Annotated in this window: 16 protein-coding genes and 1 pseudogene; 5 read left to right on the top strand and 12 right to left on the bottom strand. The window is 41.1% G+C overall.

The annotated features are described in order from the left end of the window. Positions 1 to 2: 2 nt before the first annotated feature. The 3 genes from nirD to F931_RS07030 are packed head-to-tail and all read right to left on the bottom strand — an operon-like array spanning position 3 to position 5,512. Positions 3 to 1,625, bottom strand: coding sequence for a nitrite reductase small subunit NirD (nirD, locus tag F931_RS07040; protein WP_016140701.1), 1,623 nt, complete (start codon positions 1,623 to 1,625; stop codon positions 3 to 5). A gap of 14 nt (positions 1,626 to 1,639) precedes the next feature. Continuing rightward, positions 1,640 to 4,186 (bottom strand): nitrite reductase large subunit NirB, encoded by a 2,547-nt coding sequence (gene nirB, locus F931_RS07035; protein ID WP_016140700.1) that lies wholly within the window; start codon positions 4,184 to 4,186, stop codon positions 1,640 to 1,642. 27 nt (positions 4,187 to 4,213) lie between these two features. Next, the gene (locus F931_RS07030) at positions 4,214 to 5,512 is read right to left on the bottom strand and encodes an MFS transporter (protein ID WP_228681266.1); all 1,299 of its coding nucleotides are present in this window, start codon (positions 5,510 to 5,512) and stop codon (positions 4,214 to 4,216) included. Between F931_RS07030 and F931_RS22560 the strand changes: the two genes are divergently transcribed. From F931_RS22560 to nasF, 3 genes are all read left to right on the top strand, one after another. Beyond that, positions 5,406 to 5,642, top strand: a complete 237-nt coding sequence (locus F931_RS22560; protein WP_228681271.1) for a hypothetical protein — start codon at positions 5,406 to 5,408, stop codon at positions 5,640 to 5,642. The genes F931_RS07030 and F931_RS22560 overlap by 107 nt on opposite strands. 368 nt (positions 5,643 to 6,010) lie before the next feature. Next, complete coding sequence (gene nasT / locus F931_RS07025) at positions 6,011 to 6,601, top strand: ANTAR domain-containing response regulator (protein WP_016140698.1); 591 nt, start codon at positions 6,011 to 6,013, stop codon at positions 6,599 to 6,601. Then, on the top strand, positions 6,602 to 7,621 hold the full coding sequence (gene nasF, locus F931_RS07020) for an ABC transporter substrate-binding protein (protein ID WP_016140697.1): 1,020 nt from the start codon (positions 6,602 to 6,604) through the stop codon (positions 7,619 to 7,621). It abuts the gene before it with no gap. 86 nt (positions 7,622 to 7,707) lie between these two features. Here nasF and F931_RS22555 read toward each other — a convergent pair. After that, positions 7,708 to 7,892: pseudogene (locus F931_RS22555) on the bottom strand (hypothetical protein); the annotation flags it as partial. A 129-nt stretch (positions 7,893 to 8,021) separates the two neighbouring features. Between F931_RS22555 and F931_RS07015 the strand changes: the two are divergent. After that, complete coding sequence (locus tag F931_RS07015) at positions 8,022 to 10,211, top strand: TonB-dependent receptor (protein ID WP_016140696.1); 2,190 nt, start codon at positions 8,022 to 8,024, stop codon at positions 10,209 to 10,211. Positions 10,212 to 10,581: 370 nt separating this feature from the next. On the opposite strand, the gene F931_RS07010 is transcribed toward F931_RS07015, so the two are convergent. From F931_RS07010 to F931_RS06975, 8 genes are read right to left on the bottom strand one after another with little or no spacing between them, the layout of a single operon-like run. After that, a complete protein-coding gene (locus F931_RS07010) occupies positions 10,582 to 11,205 on the bottom strand; it encodes a GNAT family N-acetyltransferase (RefSeq protein ID WP_016140695.1) in 624 nt (207 codons plus the stop codon). Between the two features lie 21 nt (positions 11,206 to 11,226). Then, positions 11,227 to 11,853: an RraA family protein gene (locus F931_RS07005; RefSeq protein WP_016140694.1), complete on the bottom strand. Its 627-nt coding sequence runs from the start codon at positions 11,851 to 11,853 to the stop codon at positions 11,227 to 11,229. Then, complete coding sequence (locus F931_RS07000; protein WP_016140693.1) at positions 11,838 to 12,716, bottom strand: (2Fe-2S)-binding protein; 879 nt, start codon at positions 12,714 to 12,716, stop codon at positions 11,838 to 11,840. The genes F931_RS07005 and F931_RS07000 overlap by 16 nt, the downstream gene beginning before the upstream one ends. Further along, positions 12,694 to 14,604, bottom strand: a complete 1,911-nt coding sequence (locus F931_RS06995; protein ID WP_025470288.1) for an IucA/IucC family protein — start codon at positions 14,602 to 14,604, stop codon at positions 12,694 to 12,696. The genes F931_RS07000 and F931_RS06995 overlap by 23 nt, the downstream gene beginning before the upstream one ends. Before the next feature lie 12 nt (positions 14,605 to 14,616). Next, entirely contained in the window at positions 14,617 to 16,452 is a 1,836-nt protein-coding gene (locus F931_RS06990; RefSeq protein ID WP_016140691.1) for an IucA/IucC family protein, read from the bottom strand. A 12-nt stretch (positions 16,453 to 16,464) separates the two neighbouring features. Continuing rightward, positions 16,465 to 17,916, bottom strand: coding sequence for a DHA2 family efflux MFS transporter permease subunit (locus F931_RS06985; RefSeq protein ID WP_016140690.1), 1,452 nt, complete (start codon positions 17,914 to 17,916; stop codon positions 16,465 to 16,467). A gap of 15 nt (positions 17,917 to 17,931) precedes the next feature. Beyond that, the gene (locus F931_RS06980) at positions 17,932 to 19,329 is read right to left on the bottom strand and encodes a lysine N(6)-hydroxylase/L-ornithine N(5)-oxygenase family protein (protein ID WP_016140689.1); all 1,398 of its coding nucleotides are present in this window, start codon (positions 19,327 to 19,329) and stop codon (positions 17,932 to 17,934) included. Beyond that, positions 19,322 to 21,112, bottom strand: a complete 1,791-nt coding sequence (locus F931_RS06975) for an IucA/IucC family protein (protein ID WP_016140688.1) — start codon at positions 21,110 to 21,112, stop codon at positions 19,322 to 19,324. The genes F931_RS06980 and F931_RS06975 overlap by 8 nt, the downstream gene beginning before the upstream one ends. 659 nt (positions 21,113 to 21,771) lie before the next feature. Between F931_RS06975 and F931_RS06970 the strand changes: the two genes are divergently transcribed. Further along, the gene (locus F931_RS06970; protein WP_016140687.1) at positions 21,772 to 24,021 is read left to right on the top strand and encodes a TonB-dependent receptor; all 2,250 of its coding nucleotides are present in this window, start codon (positions 21,772 to 21,774) and stop codon (positions 24,019 to 24,021) included. The last annotated feature ends 211 nt before the right edge of the window (positions 24,022 to 24,232 follow it).

The raw sequence follows: 24,232 nt of genomic DNA, 5'->3' as shown, positions 1-24,232 counted from the left end.
ATTTAGCCTGCATTTTTTAATGCAAAATCTCGACCAAATAGCAGTTTATTTCTAAATGATGAGACTGGGGTTTGATCTGCAATTAACTCTGCATACCACATGCCATCTTCAGTATCGCCAAATAAAACTGCGCCAATCACTCTATCACCTTGAATAATAATGCGTTTGTAGATGTGACGTTTTTCATCATTCAAAATAATGTCTTCATAATCATCTTTTGGCTCAAAGTTACCCGCCGAGAATACATCGACCCCACTTACTTTTAACTGAGTCGGTACGGTCGGTGCTTTAAAAGTTAAGCTGCCGTGCTCTGCTAAATGTGTCGCGCAGATAAATGCTTGGCCCCATAATGGTTCAACCAAACCAAAAGTTTGTCCACGGTGTTCAATACACTCACCCACTGCATAAATACTTGGGTCAAACGTTTGCATGGTGTCATTGACCAACACACCGCGGTTACAACGTAAACCGGCACTTTGCGCCAAGCTAATATTTGGTCGAATACCCACCGCAAATACCACAAGATCGGCTTCTAAAACCGTACCATCTTTCAAACGGATTTGCTTCACATGACCGTCTTCATCACCAATTAACGCTTCAGTATTCGCTTCGGTAATAATGTTAATACCTTTTTGATCAATACTATGACGCAGTAACTGACTCGCGCGGCTGTCAAGTTGACGCTCCATAATGCGGTCCATTAAATGCAGCACAGTCACATTCATACCGCGTTGTTTTAAACCGTACGCTGCTTCTAAACCCAGTAAACCACCGCCAATCACGACTGCATTGGTTTTTGAATCGCAGTATTCAATCATGGTGTTAACGTCATAAATATCGCGGAAAGTTAACACGCCCTTTAAGTCGACACCTTGAACTGGCGGAATAAACGGAGCCGAACCTGTCGCCAAGATCAAACGGTCATAATCAACAGTTTGTCCTTTTTCGGTGTAAACCACTTTACGTGGACGATCAATTTTTACAGCCTTATCACCTGCAATAAATTTGATGCCTTTATCGTCATACCACTTTGGTGGGTGCAGCATGATGTCTTCAATGGTTTTTTCGCCTGATAAAACCGGAGACAGCATAATGCGGTTATAGTTTCCCCATGGTTCTTCACCAATCACCGTGACTTCATAACGGTCTGGTGCCATATCCAGTAAATCTTCTAGGCAACGCATTCCTGCTAAACCATTACCAATCAATACCAGTTTAAGTTTGTCTTGAGACACACCGGTATTAGTAATATAAGTTTTTTGCGGTACAGGGTTGATCAAAACACGACCATCAACAATTTTGCTCGGATAAACTGAGAGTTTTTGGTCTTTATCTTCTAAACAGCGCCCCGTTGCCAAACTAAAGTGTTGTTTATAGATTGGCGATGCAATGACCCGCTCACCTTGTAAATCGCCAATAATGCCGCGGCTCATGACGTTGGCTTGGCTAAATGGATCTTTATTGCTTAACACGTAAACACGTTTTTCATGCCCCACACGGAAGATTGCAACTGCTTGACCACCCACTAGCGCACCTGCACCAGTATTGGGAGTTACATCATCGAGCGCACATACATCAATCCATTGATCATCAGGAAGCATATTTTTGTCTTGTACAATATTCATAGAGATTCTCCTTGTTATGCTTCAACCATTGGAATGCGGTCTTCTGAACGTTCAGCATCAGTTAATGGACGGATCTGACCACGTTCAGTCGTAAATTGAATGTGTGGATCGGCCTGTTCACTTACATCTGCATTAATATAGGTCTGGAAGCGTTTACGTACTTCAGGATTTTCTACCGCAGTACGCCATTCGTCTTGATATGTGCCGATAATGTGTTCCATACGACGCTCAAGCTCAGCAGCTAAACCAAGAGAATCATCAACAACCACAGATTTAAGGTAATCTAAGCCACCTTCCATGTTGTCGCGCCATACGCTGGTACGTTGTAAACGGTCTGCAGTTTGGATATAGAACATATAGAAACGGTCGATGTAACGGATGAGCGTTGCTTTATCGAGGTCAGAGGCAAGTAGTTCTGCATGACGTGGTTTCATACCACCGTTACCACATACATAAAGGTTCCAACCTTTTTCGGTCGCGATAATACCGACGTCTTTACCTTGTGCTTCCGCACATTCACGTGTACATCCAGACACAGCCATTTTTAATTTATGTGGTGAACGTAAACCTTTGTAGCGGTTTTCAAGTTCGATTGCTAAACCAACCGAGTTGTCTACACCATAACGGCACCAAGTACTTCCCACACATGATTTCACGGTACGCAATGATTTACCGTAAGCATGACCAGACTCGAAACCAGCAGCATTTAGCTCTTCCCAAATGAATGGAAGCTCGTGAACTTGCGCACCGAACATGTCAACACGTTGACCGCCAGTAATTTTGGTGTACAGGTTATATTTTTTCGCGATTTGACCAATGGCAATTAAACCATCTGGAGTCACTTCACCGCCTGCCATACGCGGCACAACCGAGTAAGAACCATCTTTTTGGATGTTACCCAAGTAATAGTCGTTACTGTCTTGTAAGCCTGCATGACTTGGCTCAAGTACGAAATCATTCCAGCAAGAGGCCAAAATGTTTGCCGCAGCTGGTTTACAAATGTCACACCCTAAGCCATGACCATGTTGATGAATCAAATCATCGAAAGTTTTGATTTCATTAACACGAACCAAGTGATACAACTCTTGGCGCGAGTACGGGAAGTGTTCGCAAATATGGTTATTTACAGTCACACCTTGACGTTGTAACTCAGATTTCAATACTTGAGTCACTAATGGCGCACAACCACCACATGCTGTTGCTGCCTTGGTGCATTTCTTTAATGCACCTAAAGAGGTCGAACCATCGCTAATTGCTTGGCAGATATCCGCTTTTGAGACGTTATTACATGAACAAATCGTTGCGCTGTCAGGTAGCAAATCTACACCGCTGCCACCCGACTTACCTGCTGATTGCTCAAAGCCCGGCATAATCAAGCTTTCAGGAACTTCCGGTAAAGCCAGACCGTTTAACATCATTTGTAAAAGGTCGTTGTATTCTTTGGCATCACCCACCAAAACTGCACCAAGCAATTTGGTTTTATCTGCATTTACAACAATCTTTTTATAAACCAGTGCATGCTCATCTGCATAGAAATAGCTTAATGCACCCGGCGTCATAGCATGCGCATCACCTACAGAGGCAACGTCCACACCCATCAACTTCAACTTAGTGCTCATGTCTGCGCCAGCGAAGCAATGACACTCTTCATCTAAAATGTGTTTTGCTGCAATACGTGCCATGTCATAGCCCGGAGCAACCAAACCATAAATTTTGTTTTGCCAAAGTGCACATTCACCAATGGCATAAACATTGGTATCTGAGGTTTGGCAGTAATCATTAATGACGATACCGCCACGCTCACCAATCGCGAGTCCACTGTTGCGTGCAAGCTCATCACGTGGACGGATCCCCGCAGAGAATAAAATGACATCTGCTTCAAGCTCACTACCATCTGCAAATTTCATTACATGCGTAGTGCTGTTGCCCGATTCAATAGATTGAGTCGCTTTTTGTGTATGAACTTTTACACCAAGATCTTCGATTTTGCGGCGTAAAACTTTACCGCCCAAGTCATCAATTTGAACTGCCATTAAACGTGGCGCAAACTCAACAACATGGGTTTCTAGATCTAAATCACGCAACGCTTTAGCTGCCTCAAGACCCAGTAAACCACCACCAATGACTACACCTGTTTTTGCATTAAGACTTGCTGCACGAATCGCATCTAAGTCTTCAATCGTACGATAAACAAAACAGTTTTCACGGTCATTACCCGGAATTGGTGGAACAAATGCATAAGAACCCGTTGCCAACACCAATTTGTCATAGCTAATCACATCGCCATGGTTGGTTGTAACTGTTTGCGCTGCTGTATCAATTGCCGTTGCTTTAGTGTTTAAACGCAAGTCAATGCCATGTGCATCGGCAAAGTCAAAACGAGCTAAAGATAAATCTTTTGCCGATTTCCCCGAAAAATATTCTGTCAAATGTACGCGGTCATACGCGATACGAGGCTCTTCCGCGAGAATCGTGATTTCCAGTTCATCATCTGCTTTTTCTAAAATGGCTTCGATGAATTTGTGGCCCACCATACCATGACCAATCATTACCAATTTCATAGTGTTTCTCCTCAAATCACGTTGCTTTTAAGCTGCGTTATTGCGATCTAAAATAGCTTGCTCAAATAGACGTTGTTCTTTTGCCTTGTGCTCTACCGAGAAGCGAATCAACATCACGAAGCATCCAGCGACAATGACAAATCCACCTAATGCCATCAGGCAAGATTGAATATCTGTCATACCTTTTAATAAAAAACCTGCAACGACCGCCCCTGCATTGCCTCCGGCACCGATAATGCCCGACACACCACCCAGTGCTTCACGGTCGATAAATGGAACCATGGCATAGGTCGCACCACATGCCATGTTGATGAAAAGTGCAAAGACCACCATGCTCATAATGGCCAAATGTGCGACATTCATTTGTGAAAATAAAATCAGGAATAACCCTTCGCCCAAAATCATGACAAAGAGTAGTTTTGTACGGCCATCCAAGCCTTTTTTGATTGCTACTTTGTCAGAGAGAAAACCTCCCAAAGAGCGAGCAAAGATGGCAAGTAGTCCTAAAATTCCGGCAGTTAAGCCTGCCTCTTTTAAGCCAAAGTGAAATTTTTCGACGTAGTACATGGCCAAGATGTTGTGCATAAAAATCTCAACACCAAAACATGCGCCGTATGTACCAAATAAAATCCAGACACGGTAATTGCCAGCTGCTTGTTTCATTACAGCCCAGCCGCCTTTTTTACCGCTATCGGTTGCAATGCCTTGAGCGCGCAGCTCATCGAAGTTGCCTTGTGGACAGTCTTGGGTAAATTTCCAGTACATGAATGCCACCACAAGCATCATTATGCCGGGCATTAAAAGTGCAATACGCCAGCCCATAGATTGCTCAACGCCAAACATCACAATTGCAGAGAGAATCAAAGGCATGACTGCTTGTGTGGTACCACCGCCGGCATTACCCCAACCTACGGCAGTTGCATTGGCTGTGCCCACTACATTTGGAGCAAACATGACACTGGTGTGATATTGAGTAATGACAAAGCTTGCGCCAATCGCACCAATCAAAAAGCGAAAAAAGAGAAAGGATTCGTAACTTCTAACAGCAGTGATTCCAATGACCGGGATACTGCCAACAAGTAAAAGCGTGATGTATGCTTTACGTGGGCCATATTTGTCACACAAAGGCCCGACAACCAAACGTACTACAATCGTGACAGCAACGGCTGCAATACTAATGTTAGCAATTTGATCTTTTGTTAAATGGAACTCACCTGCAATGACAGGCATGAGAGGCGCACAGGCAAACCACGCAAAAAAGCAAGCAAAAAAAGCGAGCCAACTCATGTGGAAGGCCCGCATCGCTGGAACTGTAAAATTAAACAGCTTAATAGATGTTGCTTTTGTGGCTGACAAATTCAAAGACATTGCCTTCACTCCGACTGAACGTAACTTCTTTGTGCACACCAAGGTATTCACAAACTCGATCAGAACGGACTTCATTGGCCGTCTTTAAAACTCATGGTCGTCTTCGACCTGTTATTGAATAAGCATTTTGCATGCCAGCTTTTGAAAAAACTAAATTAATCTTTTTTTATTATTATTTTTCATATAGATAAAATTTTTTAAAATATCGAAATGAACATTCTCATATCTTGGACTGCTCTAACCTTGCACCCTTATAGGGTTCAGGTAAAAATATGCTCTGCTACAAAATGAATCGCATTTTTGCACCAAGATTGATCAGTAGCGCCATTAAGCATGCTAATTTAGCGATAAAGCTCGATTTTTTCTTTAGTTTGCTATGGCATTAATCTTGCTTAAATAATTGATAACAAAAACGCGTCGAATTGGCGCATTTTCTTAGCCTGATTTTCTGAACTTATGCCAAAACTCAAAATAGCCCTTATTGATGATGATCATGCGCGAGCCGACTATATAAGAAAAAGTTTGCTTGAAAATGATTTTGAAGTAGTCGCATGCCTTACTTTGGATCATTTGAATATCTTTCGTCTGGAACATTTGCAAGCTGATGTTATCTTGCTTGATATGGATCATCCCCATCGTGACATTATTGAAAGTTGTGTCAGTAGTTATGACCTACCTACAGTTCTATTCACCAAAAATTCCGATAAAGACACCATTAAACAAGCCATCGATGCGGGAGTAACTGCGTATATTGTCGATGGCATCGACCCTTCTCGCTTACATACCATTTTAGAAATCTCAATTGAGCAATATAAAAAGCACAAAAAACTCGAAGGTGATTTAAAAGAAGCTCAAACCAAACTTGCTGACCGCAAGGATGTCGAAAAAGCCAAAGTGTTACTCATGCAACTGCATGGCTTACCTGAAGAAACTGCATTTCAGCTTCTTAGAAAAAATGCGATGAGCCACCGCATTACAATTGGAGAAATGGCACGGCGTTTACTTGACGCTCAAAAATTACTTGGCAATCAACTAAAGGATGAATAAATGAGCAGATTAGAAAAGATTCAATTACAACTCGGCTATATTCCTTTGCTTGATTGTCTTGCGTTGCTTTGGGCAAAACAAAGAGGTTTCTTTGAAGAAGAAGGTTTAGAAGTTACTTTAGTTAAAGAAGCATCATGGGCGAGTCTGCGCGACCGTCTTGCTTTTGGGTTATTAGATGCAGCCCACTGCTTATCTGCAATGTTACCTGCGGCGGCTGTAGGCGCAGATCAAATTGGTACACCTCTACAAACATCGCTGGTTTTAAGTGAAAATCGTGCTTTTATAAGCTTAAGTCAAAAGCTTACTCATCAACTTGCAATTCAAGAAAATGACACCGCACAAGTAACGGCACAAAAAGTGGCGAGCTATCTTGAACAAGGTCACCCTCTTTCTTTAGCGCATGTGTTTAAGCATTCTATTCACCATTACTGTTTAAGAGAATGGTTGGCTTTAGCAAGCCCAAAACTTGCGCAGTCTATTCAGCTCAAAACATTACCGCCACCATACATGGTCGAAGCACTGGATAAACATGTGATTGATGGTTTCTGTGTAGGTGAACCTTGGAATACCCAAGGTGAGCTTCTTGGTTTAAGTAAAATGATTTGCTCAAGCCAAAACGTTATTCCTTCTGTCGCTGACAAGGTTTTAGCCGTAACGCAAGAATGGGCGGAGCAGCATCCACAAACGCTCGTCGCGCTCACTGCCGCAATCATGAAAGCCCAACAAGAGTTGAGCGAGTTACAAGACTTTGCTCCAATTTTAAAATTATTGGTTGAGTCTGGAATTGTTCGTTTTCATTGCTCAGAAGAAGTACATGTAGATAAATACTTCATGATTCAGGATATTGTCCGTCATTTAGTAAAAGAAAGTGCACTTCCAAAAGTAGAAGACTTTTATTGGCTGCTCGAACAAATGCAAAAATGGGATGAACTTCAAATCGAACAAGCACAAATCACAAGTTTGGGAGCTCAATGCATTAATCTTGAGGCTTATAAACAAGCCAAACAGCGATATTCGTAATAAGCTATTGAGTCTCAAATCAGTATAAAAAAAGCTGGTGATAAGTGAAAATTAAAAACTTAACACCAGCTTTTAGCTAAAATCAATTAATAATTAAAAGTATAACTCAAACCAAAGGTATGCCCTTGTGTCCGCATACTAGACACTGGTGAAAAGGTAATTTCTGACTGCTAGATAGTCTTTATTCCACACGTTATAAATTCCAAAATCCACTCGCCCCTTAAGCTGGAAAATTCACTAGGGCATCCATAATCGCATAACCCTTTATTTTTAGGGAGATTATTATGTTAAATAACCAATAAAGATTCTATACCCATAATGGTAATGACTACTATTTACATTAATAATGATAATGACTACTATTTGCACCAATATTAATATTTACTAATTGGAAATAAAAATGCGCTTGTTACCCTTCAGTCTTTGCGTACTTACAACAGCAATTTGTACCCATCTTTATGCCGATGGTTCAATTAAAACAACTACCGAATTACAAAATGCTGAAGCTAAACTTCCGACAATTGTGATAACAGCGACACGTACACCCAAAAGTATTGCTGAAATTGCAGGAACAGTTCAAACCATTTCTGCTGATGAAATTGCGCAACAGGCTGGTCCAGGTCGTAAAGTTGCAGATGTTTTGGCACAACTAGTTCCATCTTTAGCACCAAGCAGTGGAACGAGCAGTAATTATGGTCAAACTATGCGTGGACGTAATGTACTGGTGATGATTGATGGCGTATCACAAACGGGTTCACGTGATGTAGCCCGTCAGTTGAATAGTATTAGCCCAAATATGATTGATCATATTGAGATCGTTTCAGGTGCGACCAGTATTTATGGTTCAGGTGCGACTGGCGGAATTATTAATATTATTACCAAACGTGCTGACAAGTCTAAGCCTGTTAGCTTTCAAACAAAATTAGGTGTGACATCAGCCGATAATTTCCGCGGTGACAGCCTGGCTTATCAAGTTGGCCAAACGGCTTCATTTGCAAATGATAAAGTCGACGGTTTTCTTGGCATAGACTATACCAATCGAGGCTCTCAATTTGATGGTAATGGGAATCGTATTTCATTAAGCCCTTGGCAGGGTAACACTATGGATACTGACACCGTTGATGTGAATGGTCGTGTAAACTTTAATTTAACAGATAATCAGACTCTTAGTTTTGGTGCTCAGTACTATAAAGATGAACAGGATACAGAATATGGGCCTGATTATTCTTATTTGCTCACAAAAACAGATCCATCTTACAAAGCTGTCAAAGGTTGGAGCTTAGATAATCAGCCGTTTACTGAACGTTATGCTTTTAATACACAGTACCAAAATCAGGATTTCTTAGGTCAAGTTCTGAATGTGGAAGCGTACTATCGAAAGGAGAAGTCACGCTTTGTACCTTATGGTTATTCAGCTGACGGTGTTAGTGTAAAGCAAAGTCAATCAAATGTGGATTATGCAGGTATTCGTTCAACTTTACAGTCTGATCTTGTTGTTGCTGACCGTGATTTAAAACTAACTTATGGCTTAGACTATGACTGGGAAAAAGATCATCAGTGGGCGGACTACTATATACCAAGCAATAATGGTTTAGTTTATACTCCAACTGGAGAAAAACAAGGTTCAGGACCAGATACTGAAATTCAGAATATTGGTACCTTTATACAAGGGGACTATGCAGTAACAGATCAGCTTAATATTCAAGCTGGAGTGCGTTACCAATATGTTCAAGCTGACACAGACAGCTATTTAACTGCACGTAAGCCGTATACATTAATGGCTGCAGACTCTACAGATTCAGATAAATTCCTGTTTAACCTAGGTGCTGTCTATAAACTTAACGATGCTCAGCAAGTCTATGCTAACTTTTCACAAGGCTACAGTTATCCAGATGTGCAACGTGTATTACGTGATGTTGCAGCATATACCTTAACTACGTCTGGTATTGCTCCGATCACTGTGAATAGCTATGAACTAGGCTGGCGCTTGAACCAAGATAAAGGTTTAAATTTGGGCCTAACAGGTTTTTATAATACTTCTGATAAAGTCGTTCAATTTAACTCGGATCGTTCTGTAAATGTTGTTGATACCGACCAGCGAATTTATGGGGCTGAAGCAACAGTAAGTTACCCATTCATGGAAAATTATAAGGTAGGTGGAACTTTAGGTTATACAAGAGGCCAGTACAAGGATGGAGCCAATAATTGGCATGAGTTAAATGCTTTTGCAGTTTCACCAATGAAAGGTACGTTGTTTGCCGAATGGAATAATACGGCAGGCTATGGTGTACGTGCTCAAATGCTTGCGATCAAAGGAACTGATAAAGCTTATAAAGACGATCTAGAGTTAAAATCAGCTGGACTGAGTGATAGTAATAGCGCAGCAGAGATTAAAGGTTATACAACCATGGATGTATTAGCACATTTCCCTGTGGCGAAAGGTCGTGTGGACTTAGGTGTCTATAATCTATGGGGAAATCAATATAAAACTGTATTCGCTCAACAAGCAGCAGTAACCAATGCTAACTCATTGTTAGCAATCCCAGCCGAAGGTCGTACTTTTGTACTAAGTTATACTATAAATTATTAAATTTAGAACTGGGAGAGACTGTTCTAAATTTTCTAAAATTAACGTAATATGCCTTATTATTTAATAAAAAGTCCAACCCTAGTGTCTGGACTTTTTTAATGATTTGTCACGTTTAACGGTTAATTATCAATCAATTTTTCACAATTTCATGTAGCCTCTCTTGTTCTATTAGAGAGAAATACAGATATTAAAATTCGACTTTTTTTAACAGTCTGATTTAGGTTTTCCCAAAAAAAACTTACCCCTCTTTCTTTAATCGATCATGGATTAAGATGGTATGTAAGAGCATATGATTATGAAAAATCATGCAATATATCAAACTGGTTCTGACTATTTGAGATAAAAAATTAAGTTGTTGATTTATTATATTTTACTGTACTTTCATTTCTGATTCATTTAGTCCATCACGTTGCCGATAACTTCCACAGCGTGAGTAAAATTCATTTCGATAACAATGATATAAAACTGCTGTTTTTTCTAACATCTTTATTTTTTTCTGCGCTTGATAAGCAATATCTTCTGCAATATAGGCATAAGATTTTACATTTTCATCCGGCTCACCCACTATTCTACTGGCAGTTGAATTTTCAAAAATAAAATAACTCATCATGCGCATAACAGCTCTGAAATGCCCTTGCCCAAGCACATGTTTTTCACCAAATAAAATATGCCAGCCCAGATCAGAGTCATCAGCATCATAATAAAGCGCCAGCCGATCACGCTTGGCTTCATATATCTCAAGATAACCAACATCAGTATGTTCAATCGTAATAATAAATAACCGCTGATGATCATCACAAATCATCTTTTCAAAATAAACTGCCAGTTCAAGCTCCGGTTTATTTAGCTGCCACTGGGGAATCACATGAGGTTCATGCATCCATTTATACAATAATGGAAAATCCTGCGGGAGTTGCACAGCCCTTAATCCATAGGCTATTCCTCTTTCCTCGTAATGAAACTCATCCAACAGCTGTGAAGATAATGTCATCATAAATATTTCCTCAATTCAATTTTATGCAGATGCAGTAAAGTGGTAATAATCCTGTGCTGAATGTTCGCTAAAAAACTGATCCCGTTTCTGCCGTTCTTGGATTTCCATTTGCTGAAACTGCTCAAGATGATGATGGGCAATATCTGGACTCAAAATAAACACACCATCAGCATCTCCAACCATTAAGTCGCCAGGGGAAATACAGGTATCTCCCACCTGTATTTGCTGGTCAAACTCCACTACACACTCTCCCTGCTGACGTGTAGTCAGACAACTGACCGATGAAGCAAAAACGGGGACTTTCATGTTTCTTAAAGCAGTTACATCCGTTACAGCACCCAATATCACTACAGCGGCAAGCTGATGATATATGGCAGCGCGATGTCTCTGTTCTCCCCAACAGGCACGATGTTCCAACTGACGTGCATCAATGACCAGTACATCACCCGGTTGGCTGTTCAGCAAAGCCTGACGCAGTGCCATACCATTGACTGAATGCAATGTAGCCGTACGCACTCGGCCTACCGCATGCCCAATTTGGTTAATCGCATGAATCTGTGGTAAATGCCCTTGGTCCAATACATGACCAATGGTTGAACTGGCAATACCTGCATAGCTCTGGATTAAATTATTTAACTGGTCTTGCATGAGTATTTACCTCTGTGTTTATCCTTTCTCAGTAATGGACAGCTTGCACAATATTCTTTCTGTGCTTCAGGTAACTGAAAATAAAAACAGCATTTTTTACGTTGGTAGGTGGTGGACGATTGCTGCCGGCTCTGATCCAGTAAATAAAATGGGTTCTGTTTTAGACCCAGATCAGCTGCAGGTAAATCTATCAAAAACTGCCGTTGAAACTGGATACGGCTGAGTAAGGCTTGGTTCCCTCCTTTTCTGTTCATCATGTCGTAAAATTGCAGAATCCGTAATGCGGTATTTTCCCACAACAAAAATTTCTGTACTTTCCCTATACGGGCGAGGACATCAAACAACTTTTGCAGGTCATCCAGTATTAATCGCACATATCCTTCAAAAGATTGCTGTTTTCTACTGATTCCATGCTGTAATTGAGGCAGATTAATCAGATGCAGTGTTCTATCCCAATACCAGTCAGGAGGCAATACTGTGGAAATACAGGATATTTCCCATGGCAAATCAATTTCCTCAGAAGTCAAGGCATAAAAATATGGAAATAACAGAGGAACAGCCCAATATTTAATGAACATGGATGTAGTGCAGGTTAAACTCACTGCACCCACGCGGGAACCAAAATCATTTAATGCTGTCAGACATGCAGAGGGATTTAGCAGATCTGTAAAACTCAGTATCTGCTGATCCTCTACAGGTAGCACATCAAATTGAATATTCAAGCGTTCAGCCAGCAACTGCCTAAGTACTGGTATATTAGATTCTGTCATTTTAAAATCAGACTCAATATTCAATACTGCAATCTGTGACTGCACACCTGAGTTTTCTCTATTCATGAAGTTAAACAACACTCCTGAATACATTCGGCACAGTTCCCATACTGCTTGGCATACTTCCCACCCGATTATCTTGCTCAAGTAGCGGACGGATCAGTTGCTTATATGGCCACAACTCACTATCAAACAGGATATGCTTTAATTCAGCGCGGGCTGTATCCGTAAATGGCACATCATCCAGCGCTTGCTGTAACTGCTGAGCCAATACGCGCCATAAATCCGCCGAGTCAATCTGATAAAACTCTGCAACAGTTTCCAAGATACTCGCCAAATTGACCTGTATACCGAGTGTTTGCAGATAGAGAATCAAACTTTTCACACTGTCGTGATACAGCGTAATACGAAAATCATGTGGACTCAGGTACTCAGGATCAGGCAGGCCCTGCTGCTGCATCCACGGCTGATAAATACGGACAGAATCATGGTCGCGGAGCATGAAACCAGCGAATTGCCCCTGTTCCAGTACAATACAAATATTTTGGCCATGAATTTCCCCCATCAGACCAAGACGGAACAGGCGCAAATTCACCTCAAAGAAATCACGGCATAATGCAGCAAAAGTATTGCAGATATGCTGTGGTGTGATCGTTAAATTCTGCCATTTTAGAATCAAATCAAATACACATCCCTGCCCATCCATCAGTTGCCCTAAGCTAGCCATAGGAATAATCTGATAAGGTGCTTGTAACAACTCAGCAGGAATTCTACGGCGCTGTGCAGCGAGATGCATCGGCCGTTCATTGAACAGCATTAAATTATCTGGCGTTAAATTATCCTGTTGCTCTGGAAGATAAGCCCACCATTGATTTTCATCGCATAACCATAGACGTCTCTTCAGTACCTCATCTTTTTGCTTAGCAAGCTGCAACAATTGCTGATTCTTTTGTCCATTGATCATTTTTACAATCGGCAAAAAACGCAATGAACCCAGGGACTTAACTGCAAGTGGTAATTTCAGACTATCCTGTGGCTGTATCGCTGAAAGAAGACTTCTTAGTGACGAACTGGCGTACCAGCCGCTAGACTGGAACGCTAAGGGGATAATGTCCTTATGATGCAACTCTTCAGAAAATTTGTCGGACAGCACATTCTTGAACTGCCACGCATGTAGGGGAATTGCTAAATAGCTATCCCCCAGCGCTTTTTCATCGCACTCCTGTTTCAACATCAGGAACTGTTCCGCATTCAGAAAAATACGCGCAGGTTGCTGCCTGCTGATCTCAGTAACATCCTTCCCATAGACCAACTTTTCTTTATTTACTGCAACCCAGTGAACATTCATATCCTGAGCAAATTCAGGACTGAAATACTGATATTCATCAGGACTAAAACCATCCTTTAATTTGGCCAGCGGATGATAGGGACGATCCCGCAAAGCAGCATACTGCTCCAGCTGTATAAATAAGTCTGCGGGATGCTGCGTTAACCATTCTGAGAAGGACAATTGATGTTGCTGAGACAATTCTGCATGCAACATTGCCTGTTTTAAATCTGCACGAAAATCTGCCAGTTTTGATGTATCAGCAGAGTTGAAGCAGTGTAATTGCTGCATGAAGTCAAATAGCTGCAATGCACTTAGATTCTGAACATGATAATCCTGTGCTTCGTCCAAGCTAAGCTTACAGATTGATGCTCCAACATACATCTGCCAACGCTGTTTCAAACTCTGTTTCAGCGGTAGAATCAAACACTCAGTCTGTGCAGAATTAAATAAAACTGCAAAATGCTCTCCAGCTGTATAACTGTCAAAAAGTGTTTCAAGTCCACGCTGAAACCTTTGTCTACATAGTCGTTGAGCCTCATCCTTTGTTAGGATCTTCGATTCTGAAATATATTGCTCTGCAAGTAGACTATTAACCAGATCCATCAATATCTCCTGCCCTGAAACGGCAGGTGAAAACACCATGGTATTCATTTATTTATTCCCCTAAACAGGCTGACGGAAATGGAACAGAGGGTTATTGACATAACGCATCTGTACCTCACCATCACCGAATAAGCGGCGGCGGGTTAGCGATTCAATACAATATTGCTCTGCAAAGACATCAAACACAGCATAGCGTGACTGGTGTTCAGGATATTGCTGCTGAAAATGATGAATAATATCTGCTGCTTTTTGCCAGAAGACCTGTTCACTAAAGTCAAGGTGCTGTTTTAGTGTTATGGCGATATCACTCAATGCAACAAAGAATAGACAAGCGCAACTAAAATCCCGCACCGCATTTAGGTCATCCGTGAGAATAAATGACATACGATTAGCTTTCGCATGTTCTGCGGGTAATGCATGCAAGGCTGGAAAAGCTTCTGGATGAGTTAGATGATCAGGACTGAAGCGTACCCCATCATGAAAATCCTTTAAAATGATTCGTACTGGCCAGCCATTACGATGAACCAAAATAATATTTTGCCCATGCGACTCAGTTCCAATTCCTTCAGCAAAGAGTAAATATAGAATTGGCTGAATGACCACAGACAGCAATTGCCCAACCCATGCATCCACACCATACTGATCCAGCCAAGGTGCGATCAGTAACTTCCCATCCTTCTGGACATGACCAATTCCATTCAGAGGAATAGCGTCTTCACCAGATTTTAGATACTGCTGAACACTTTCACGCCACAAACTGGCAATAGTTCCATATGCCTGTTTCGCATGTGATTCAGGCAGACGAGTGAAATCCACTGCTGAGGCATGTACTTCACCAAGAATATCAAAATCCAATTTTTGGGCAATTTTACTGTTCTTTTTTAAACCCTGTAGCCAATCTGTAATTAACGGCCCATTCATTGCTGTATGTGTCGCCAATATCCGTGAACTTGAGGTATTTGTCAGACTCATGGACAATTTGATATAAGGCTTTTCAGGATGTTGTAAATTGGTCAGTGTTCTCAGTGACTGCTGAGCAATATAGGCATATTCCCCTCGTCCTAAATAAACAATCTTCTGTTCAGCAATTTCCTTAAAGAACACATGCACAATAGTATTTTCCCATTGCCATGGATGAACGGGTAACCAAATATAATCATCCGCATTTTTTTGCTGACCCAAAACCTTTGTAAACTCTTGCTGATCCTGTTCAGTCAACTGCTGCTGCAGGAAATCATCCGCATTTAAATGACTGGATGCGTTATGGGAAAATATGGACTGATGTACTGCAATCCATACCAGATGAATAGGTTGTGCATATTCAACCCCATATTTCAGATTATCCTGCAGATTAAAACCCACTCGAGATTTATAACAAGGATGATAGGGATGGCCATCCATCAGATAGGTTTCCAGCACATCATAACTATATTGTGCTGCTGGTAGTGCATATTCATTCTGGCAATGCTGAGACTGCACATCATGAATAAAAGTTCGCTTCAACTCACTGATAAAACCATCAATCTGGGCTGCTTGTGGAATACTTCGGATGACCTCATCAATCACTAAATTCAGCTGTGCGACCGTTTTCTGCCCCTGATGATCTTCACGGATGACATCCGTAGCATTCATGCGTACTAGTCCAAAACTAAGATATCGCTGCCCTGCAGCCAAATAACGTACCAACTGCCCTTGTAGATTGATCACATCAATATGAAAAACCCCATCCTCAAACTGGGCTGGAATCACCTCTTCATAAATCAATGCCTGTAGCAATTGTTTAATCACACGCTGCTCAACTTTTTTCATTGTGGCTTGATCAGGCTGTTGCCAAGCCAAAGTGCTTGTATTCACAGAATGTGTGGTCGTGGAAAGTGCTGGATGTAAATTGCCCATTATTTTTTACCTTTATTGATTTTGAACCAAAACGTCCGCTTGCTTCTGACTAGGAAACTTCCATGCAGCGGGTAATGCCAACAGCATCACGCCTGCACAGATCAAAAACAGTTCCCGTATCGCATGAATTTGAGCAATTGCGAGTTCTGGTGAATATGGAATATTGTGTGTACGAATTTGCAGATAGAGTGCAGCAACCACGACAGCAATTGCAGCGCAAATCCGGCGCAGTAAGTTATTAACAGCTGCTCCCTGAGTCACCAGTTCTTGATCTTCCAGACTATTTAACCCAGCTGTTGTCGCTGGCATATAGGACAAACCAAATCCCAGCCCATGCAAGATCATACAAAACATTAGGGAGATAACATGTGTCCCAGGAATCAATGCCAAACCAGCGAATGCAGCAACAGTCAACAGAAGACCAAAACAAATTAATAGCCGGGCGCCATGTTGATCGAGATATTTACCCGCCCATTGACTACATAGACTGGTGGTCAGCGCACTACTCATCAGGATCAACCCTGTCCACACTGGACTGAGCTTTAAAGTATTTTGTAACAGCAGTGGAATCAGGAGTAAGGTAATGAACAGTCCGATAGTATGTACAACTGAAATAATGACACTGTAGTTAAAACCACTACTGGTAAATAGTTGCCAGTCAATTAAAGCATTGGGCTTATTACGACTGAACCAGAAAAAGCCACAACATGCCGCAATGCCTGTACTGAACAACAACATAAACTCAGACGTTTGGATGTCACTCAACTGCTGAATTTTGCTCAAGCTGAGCAGCAACGCTACAATACCCACAGCAAGCAGTACAAAACCACTCCAGTCAAAACGTAACAATCTCACATTAGTCTGCTGTGACGGCAACCACCGTACCCCCATCACCAATGCACAGATCGCCAGCGGAACATTCAATAAAAATAACACCTGCCAGTTCCACCACACCAAAACCAGTGCACCCAACATGGGTCCACATGCCAAAGTCAGCATGATCATGGCACCCCATAGCCCTGTAGCAGCACCCCGCTGCGCAGGCGGAGTTACCATAAATATAATTCCCAGAGACAATGGGATCATCAAGCCACTTGAAAAGCCTTGTAAAGCACGAACCAGCAATACAGTTCCAAAATGCCCTGCAAAAGCACCATACAGCGAGCTCAAACCAAAGACTATCAGTGCAGTCAGATATACCTGACGTTTACCGAATCGCTGACTCATATAACCTGTGAGTAATAGACTCAGGCTCATACTCAGCAGAAAAATAACCATCACCCAGCTAACTGCTGTTTCATTGATCTGAAAATCATGCATCAACTGAGGAATAGCGGGGTTAAAACTACTGTTGTTTATACTGACCGTGCCAGTTCCCAACATCACACAGATCATCACCCAACGTTGTAACCCTGAAGATTCAGGATTTTCTGTCTGCAACAGTGGTTGTGGCTGTTCAGCCATCTCCTGTCCCCTGTGTTATTTGCTCATGACTTTTAAATACTGATCATCGGTTTTCCCAGAGGGACGCGGCATGACTGTATTTGTTCGGGAATTATTTATCTTGAATTCAGTCGTCAAGGCTTGACTATCCAGCTGAAAATCCTGAAAGCCTTGTTTCCCATCTACATCAAAATAGTTTTCTTTCAGAATCTGATTGGCAATCCGTGCGGAACGAAATGCACCCAAGCCCAGATCTGGAGTCCCAACGCCATGGTGTTGGAGACTGGTATTTTGTATATAGATCTCACCATCCCCTTGATACTGCAGTTGATGATGCTCACTAATTTTCCAGCGTTGCTGGGTATCTAATACAATCCCGTCATTTAGCTTATTCAGGAACGTCTGTGCAGGATATTGATAACCCGTTGCTGCAATCACGGTACTTGCCCGTAGTTTCAACACCTGCTGTTGCTGAGTCTGTAAAAATTCAAGTTGAATATTATTCGGCCCATGTAACTGTGCATTCTCCAACTGATAGTTGCCGGCAATAGTCACACAGGTATCCGCTTGTCCAATACTACGATGATAAAGGCGCTCATAGATTTCCTGAATAGTTCTGCTACTGATTCCCTTGTACAAGTGGGCTTGTGCGGTTGGCAGAGTATCCTTGAGAGCTTCTGGTAAATGGTAGAAATAACGCATGTAATCTGGACTGAAACTTTCCAGACCCAATGGTGTATTTTCCATGGGTGAAAAACCTGCGGAGCGAGTCAACCAATATAAATGAAATTTGGGTTTACCTGTTTCTGATGAAATCTGCTGATCAAATAAATCAATAAAAATTTCTGCTGCAGATTGACCAGAGCCAATCAGTACCACATTGCCAGAAAGATTATCGGTACACTGCTGTAGATAGCTAGAAGAGTGCAAACAAGATACGGTTTGTTCTGAAATTGCTTGTAATGGTTTGGGTAGTCGCGGTACTGTTCCCACCCCTAATACCAGTTTGCGGGTCTGATGAATGGACAATCGCCCACGCTGTTCAGCAATTACCTGAAAACCTCCAGAGATTGGAGCAACGTCTACCACTCGATGACCAAAATGTAGATCATGCAACTGCTGTACAACCCACTGGCAATAATGATTATATTCTTTGCGTGGAATATACAGATTCTCACGAAAGTAAAACTTATAGAGGCGTTGCTGTGCCTTTAAATAGTTCAGAAAGCTATAAGGGCTTGTCGGCTCAACCAGACTGACCAAATCGGCCATAAAAGGGACCTGCAACATCGCACCTGGCAACTGTAATCCTGCATGCCAGTCAAAATTTTCACGTTTTTCAAAGAAACAATACTTCAATGAAGCATGCTGATTCACCAACGCAGCAAGACTTAGATTAAAGGGCCCCAGACCAACACCGATGAAATCAAGCATAGTCGGCCTCCTCAATAACTTGTCTAACATAGAGTGGATTTTTTAAATCAACATAGATTGATTGCTGAGAAATATCAGCTTGTAACTCATCCAACTCATACAGACGTGTCATCATATTGCCTTTATAAGGAAAAGTTTCATGATGTAAAACAGTCTTTAATAAATTGCTTTCAGGATATTTCTGATAGGCCTGCAACAGGTAGGATTGCAGCATTTCAATTAATTGTTGCTCCTGAACGGCGCCCGTCATACCTATGGCATTAATCAGACCGAATAAGGTATTACCAATAAAATAATAACGGAAACGTTCATCCACCAGTGACAATGAGCACACTGCCTGACCATCTGTTGCCAATGTCGGATAGTGTTTCAAAATTTCTGTGGCAAGCTCACGGATATAATAAAATCCTTGATTATCCCTAAACCATACTGTTTTAGGCATACCCTGTTCCAGTTCAATTAAGGTATTCTGTTGGTGGGCCTCAAAAGCCATTCCATATTCATGATACAACTCCATCAATGGCAGAATGGTCATTTCCAAGAAGCGATCAAACCATAGCAAGGCAACTTGCGACTGAGACTGACCTGTTTGTTTTGAAATATCTGCAAAAATTTCACTGAAACGATTTTTTGCCAATACAGGATGATCCTGACACAATGAAGCAATACAAGTCACATCATCACTGACCTTAAATGGATTTTCACGCAAAATACAGATGGTTTCATCTAGTACTTGACCATCAAATTTCAATGCGATCCAAGCAGGATCACTCAAAGCCTGAAGGTTCGGATTTCTCTGCCTAAATTCACTTAGACAATCATCATGCCACAGCTGATAACTCAACAAACCACGGTGGCATTCCTTATACAGATTGACCCGAACTGAATTAGTCACAGCCACAGTCATAGATGCCTTGAACATCCAAGGTGATTGCTCACTGTATAATGTACGTACTGAAGTTGTTGCCTTGACATCCCAGCCTAATGCGCCAAAATCAATCAATTTCTCTTCATGTAAAAGCTGTTGATACCAGTCCTTATCCTTTAGATAACGTGCCTGCCATGGATGTAAAGGCAACAAGGCATAATCAGGGAATTGGGCTATTTTTGCGCGGTGAAACGAATTGAAATATGGTTCCAAATCATGTTTGAACTGTGTGGGAATATTAATTTTATGTGCATTGTCCGAAGCAATATGTTCGGGGTGCACATATACAAATTGCATTTTGAAGGTATTCTGTGTTTCAGGTGAAAAAATCTTCCAGTCATCCTGTACAAAACCCTGACGACTTTTTGGTGAAGGATGCATGCTATGGCCAAGTACCAATGCCTGTTCACTCTGAATAAAATTTTGCTGTTTTGCTACAATCTGATCAAAGTCTGGCTCACGATGACCAAGAAATTGATGCAGCGCCCTGTGACTCTGAATCCAACATTCCAGCAATGAAGATGCATCAATTTGCTGGGCTTTAGATTGTTCAATTAAATTTTCCAGTAAATTTGCCGCAATATTTACAGGGCTGAGTGCCAGATTTTGACCTTCCCGCTCGACCCATGGCAAGTCAGCAAAACGGTGTCGCCCCACCTGACTGAAATATTCAATCGGTGCATAAAGAACCCCATTGATTGCGTGTAAAGGGATACTCAGTAAAACTTTACCCTTACCTCTTTCTGTTAAATGAGGAGATTGTTCTGTTAAAGAGAGAAAACGACCATGACCTGTTTCTTGTAAATATGAGTTCACTAAATGCTGCAAGGCAATTTTATTTGTGATTGATCTCATCAGGATTACTCTGTGGAGGGATAAATACCTACAGAGAATATCCACATTTAAGTGCAAATACAAATGATAATAATTATTATTAACATTCAATAATAAATAATTACATTTTACCAGCAAATTTCAATTTTATTCACAAAGTAAAATCAACAATAATAAAAAGTTAAGCCTTAAATATTCCAAGATATTGATCAATGCAAAACTAGATTAGATAAATTTACGCCAATTAAATGTGACATAAATCACAATTATTTTATAATTTTCAATAAAGTACCCCAAAATATTTTCTTTTCGTTCCCCAATAGAGCAAGAAACAAATTACTAAAAACAAAAAAGCAATTAGCTAGGATCAGTTGAAAAAAATGATAAAATCCGAGTAAAAAATGGGCTACTTGGAATATCATATGTAAACCTACTCTATAGAGCCTAGTGAAAATTCTTGTTAGTGTGTGGAATTATTCAGAGTACAAACCACACCAAGCCCGCCCAGCCTTATTAAATTAAGGAAATCGAATATGAATAAACATTCGATTGCTCTTAAGAAACGAATAGCAAATGACATTTGCAGGCTATGACTTTATTTTTTTCAACAACGATATTATGAATTACAATCATTCTCACTTATAATTCGACAAATTTAAAATCACTCTCAGGGCGAGACAATGGGAAATAAGATAAAAAGTCACAAACTTTTTACGAGGAAGTCTGAAGTAAAAAATATTATTCCACTCCTTTCACTTGGTGGGGCCATCTTTCTCTCAAACTCAGCCTTTGCAGCCTCGTCTTCTGAGACAACCGATGCTGAAAAAAAGCCTGAAGCATTACCTACAATCACAATTACCGCTTCACGTGCAGATGAACTTTCTACTTCTGCCAAGCAAGTAACCAAGCTAGATGAAAAGCAAATTGAACTTTTAAGAAATGGTTCATCTGGCAGTATTGCAACCGTTTTAGCGAAAGCCGTACCGGGCCTGTCAGATTCAAGCCGAACCATTACCGATTACGGCCAAACTTTACGTGGCCGTAATGCCCTCATCTTGGTCGATGGCGTACCAATGAACCTTACACGTGACACATCACGCGGACTTTCAGCAATTGACCCTGAAAGTATTGCCAACATTGAAGTGATTCGAGGCAGTAACGCAATTTATGGTGGTGGTGCTGCTGGCGGTATTATTTCAATTACCACAAAAGCTGCGGGTGGTGAACCTACAGCTAAAACCGTGGTTGGACTTCAAACACCTTTAACAAATTTCCGTTCTAATGCTTTAAGTGGCGATATTCATCAATATTTCACAGGCAGCTTTAACGCTTTTGATTATGCGCTCGACTTTGGTTACCAGCGTATTGGTAGTCCGTACGATGCAAGCGGTGACCGTGTTGCACCTGAACCAAGTCAGGGCGATTTATATGATGCTGATGCTTACAGCGTAGGTGGTAAACTGGGTTACCATATTGATGACAACCAATACCTACAGTTTGCTGCAAACTACTACAATGCCGAGCAAGACTCAGATTATGCATCTGACACAAGCGTTAAGAATACCCCTGCCGGAACCGTACCGGCAAAAGCAATTAAAGGCTTAAAGCTCAAAGATCAGACTAAAAACGAAAACCAAATCTACAATTTGACTTATAACCATAAAGACTTTTTTGGTAATAAGGTTGATGCCCAAATTTATTACCGCGACTTCTTTACTCGTTTTTCACCATTTGACGCACGTGTTGCCCCAGATAAAGTCAGCCCACGCGGTGGACAAGTGGATCAAATCTATCAAGAAAATAACGTACTCGGTAGCCGTTTAACTGTTACTACACCACTTGAGTTTTTAGGCGACACATCATTGGTTTGGGGTGGTGACTTCAGCCGTGAAAAAAGCGAAATGCCTCTAGATATTTTCGATCCTGATATTTATGATCAATCTGGTGGCTTAGAGTTTGTAAAAACTGGCAAGCTTATTTATTTACCTGAACTTACCACACAAAGTGTGGGTGGCTTTGTACAGTTAAAGCACCGCTTTAATGATCAATGGTCAGCAGAAGCTGGTACACGCTATGAAGATAGCTACGCCCAAATTGATAGTTTTGTTCCATTATCACAATTAGGTAAACCCGACCCTTACACAGTTCAGGGTGGAAAAGTGAAAGCCGATGCATGGTTGTACAATGCTAACGTGACTTTCTCTCCAAATGACCAACACTCGATTTATGCATCGTTTAATCAAGGTTTTCAATTACCTGATGTTGGTGTAGTCATTCGTAATGCCAGCACAGGTTTTAATCTTGGCTCATCATTTTTAGAACCCGTAAAAGTTGATAACTATGAGTTGGGTTGGAAAGGAAACTTTAATAACTTCTCTTCAAGTTTAGCTGTATTCCACTCTACTTCTGACCTTGGTGCAGTGCAACCAGTAAGTAATAGTTTGGATATGACTAGAACCAAAGAAAAAGTTACTGGTGTGGAAGCAACTTTTGACTATCTTGACGATGCTAATGTTTGGGGAACGGGTGGTAGCGTTACGTGGATGAAAGGTCGTGAAAAACCGCAAAACGGCACTGAACAAGACATGACAGGCTTCCGTATTCCACCATTAAAACTCACAGCTTACGTGTCTTATAGCCCAACTGAAACTTGGACGAACCGTCTGCAAGCTACTTACTTCGGTTCAGAAGATTATCGCTTGAACGGTGTAAATAGTTTTGGACGCTACGATGTAAAAACTTATACAACAGCAGATTTAATCAGTAGCTTTGCGCTTAACAAAAAAGACACTGTGACGATTGGTTTAGAGAACATGTTTAACCGCAAGTATTATCCTCTTTATAGCCAATTATTAAGATCGGGTAATAACACTAGCCATTTAGTGGCAAATGGTGCAACGCTGAAGGTTTCTTATAGCCATAAGTGGTAATCAAAACTAACTTAGACTGTTTCACAAAAAGGAGATCCATGGGATCTCCTTTTTTTATTAAAAATATTAAAGCCTTATTTATTTTTTCAATTGTTAACTTGAGAGAAACCCACAGAATTTACCTAGCATTCTGACAAAATTTTTGTTAACTTGATTTTGTTACATATTCAAAATGCAACTTTTTTCACCTAAACACTCCACATCAACGTGT

Origin of the sequence: Acinetobacter pittii ANC 4050 (assembly GCF_000399685.1) — a bacterium.
In the GTDB taxonomy this organism is placed as follows: domain Bacteria; phylum Pseudomonadota; class Gammaproteobacteria; order Pseudomonadales; family Moraxellaceae; genus Acinetobacter; species Acinetobacter pittii_E.
This window is presented reverse-complemented; position numbering and strand designations above follow the sequence as displayed.

Bases quoted from the DNA above. Each gene is read 5' to 3' on its own strand.
- F931_RS06980 (WP_016140689.1), bottom strand. From the start codon at position 19,329: ATGCTTGATTTCATCGGTGTTGGTCTGGGGCCCTTTAATCTAAGTCTT.
- nasF (WP_016140697.1), top strand. From the start codon at position 6,602: ATGAGCAGATTAGAAAAGATTCAATTACAACTCGGCTATATTCCTTTG.
- nirD (WP_016140701.1), bottom strand. From the start codon at position 1,625: ATGAATATTGTACAAGACAAAAATATGCTTCCTGATGATCAATGGATT.
- F931_RS06985 (WP_016140690.1), bottom strand. From the start codon at position 17,916: ATGGCTGAACAGCCACAACCACTGTTGCAGACAGAAAATCCTGAATCT.
- F931_RS07005 (WP_016140694.1), bottom strand. From the start codon at position 11,853: ATGCAAGACCAGTTAAATAATTTAATCCAGAGCTATGCAGGTATTGCC.
- F931_RS22560 (WP_228681271.1), top strand. From the start codon at position 5,406: ATGACAGGCATGAGAGGCGCACAGGCAAACCACGCAAAAAAGCAAGCA.
- F931_RS07000 (WP_016140693.1), bottom strand. From the start codon at position 12,716: ATGTATTCAGGAGTGTTGTTTAACTTCATGAATAGAGAAAACTCAGGT.
- nasT (WP_016140698.1), top strand. From the start codon at position 6,011: ATGCCAAAACTCAAAATAGCCCTTATTGATGATGATCATGCGCGAGCC.
- F931_RS06995 (WP_025470288.1), bottom strand. From the start codon at position 14,604: ATGAATACCATGGTGTTTTCACCTGCCGTTTCAGGGCAGGAGATATTG.
- F931_RS06975 (WP_016140688.1), bottom strand. From the start codon at position 21,112: ATGAGATCAATCACAAATAAAATTGCCTTGCAGCATTTAGTGAACTCA.
- F931_RS07015 (WP_016140696.1), top strand. From the start codon at position 8,022: ATGCGCTTGTTACCCTTCAGTCTTTGCGTACTTACAACAGCAATTTGT.
- F931_RS06990 (WP_016140691.1), bottom strand. From the start codon at position 16,452: ATGGGCAATTTACATCCAGCACTTTCCACGACCACACATTCTGTGAAT.
- nirB (WP_016140700.1), bottom strand. From the start codon at position 4,186: ATGAAATTGGTAATGATTGGTCATGGTATGGTGGGCCACAAATTCATC.
- F931_RS07010 (WP_016140695.1), bottom strand. From the start codon at position 11,205: ATGATGACATTATCTTCACAGCTGTTGGATGAGTTTCATTACGAGGAA.
- F931_RS06970 (WP_016140687.1), top strand. From the start codon at position 21,772: ATGGGAAATAAGATAAAAAGTCACAAACTTTTTACGAGGAAGTCTGAA.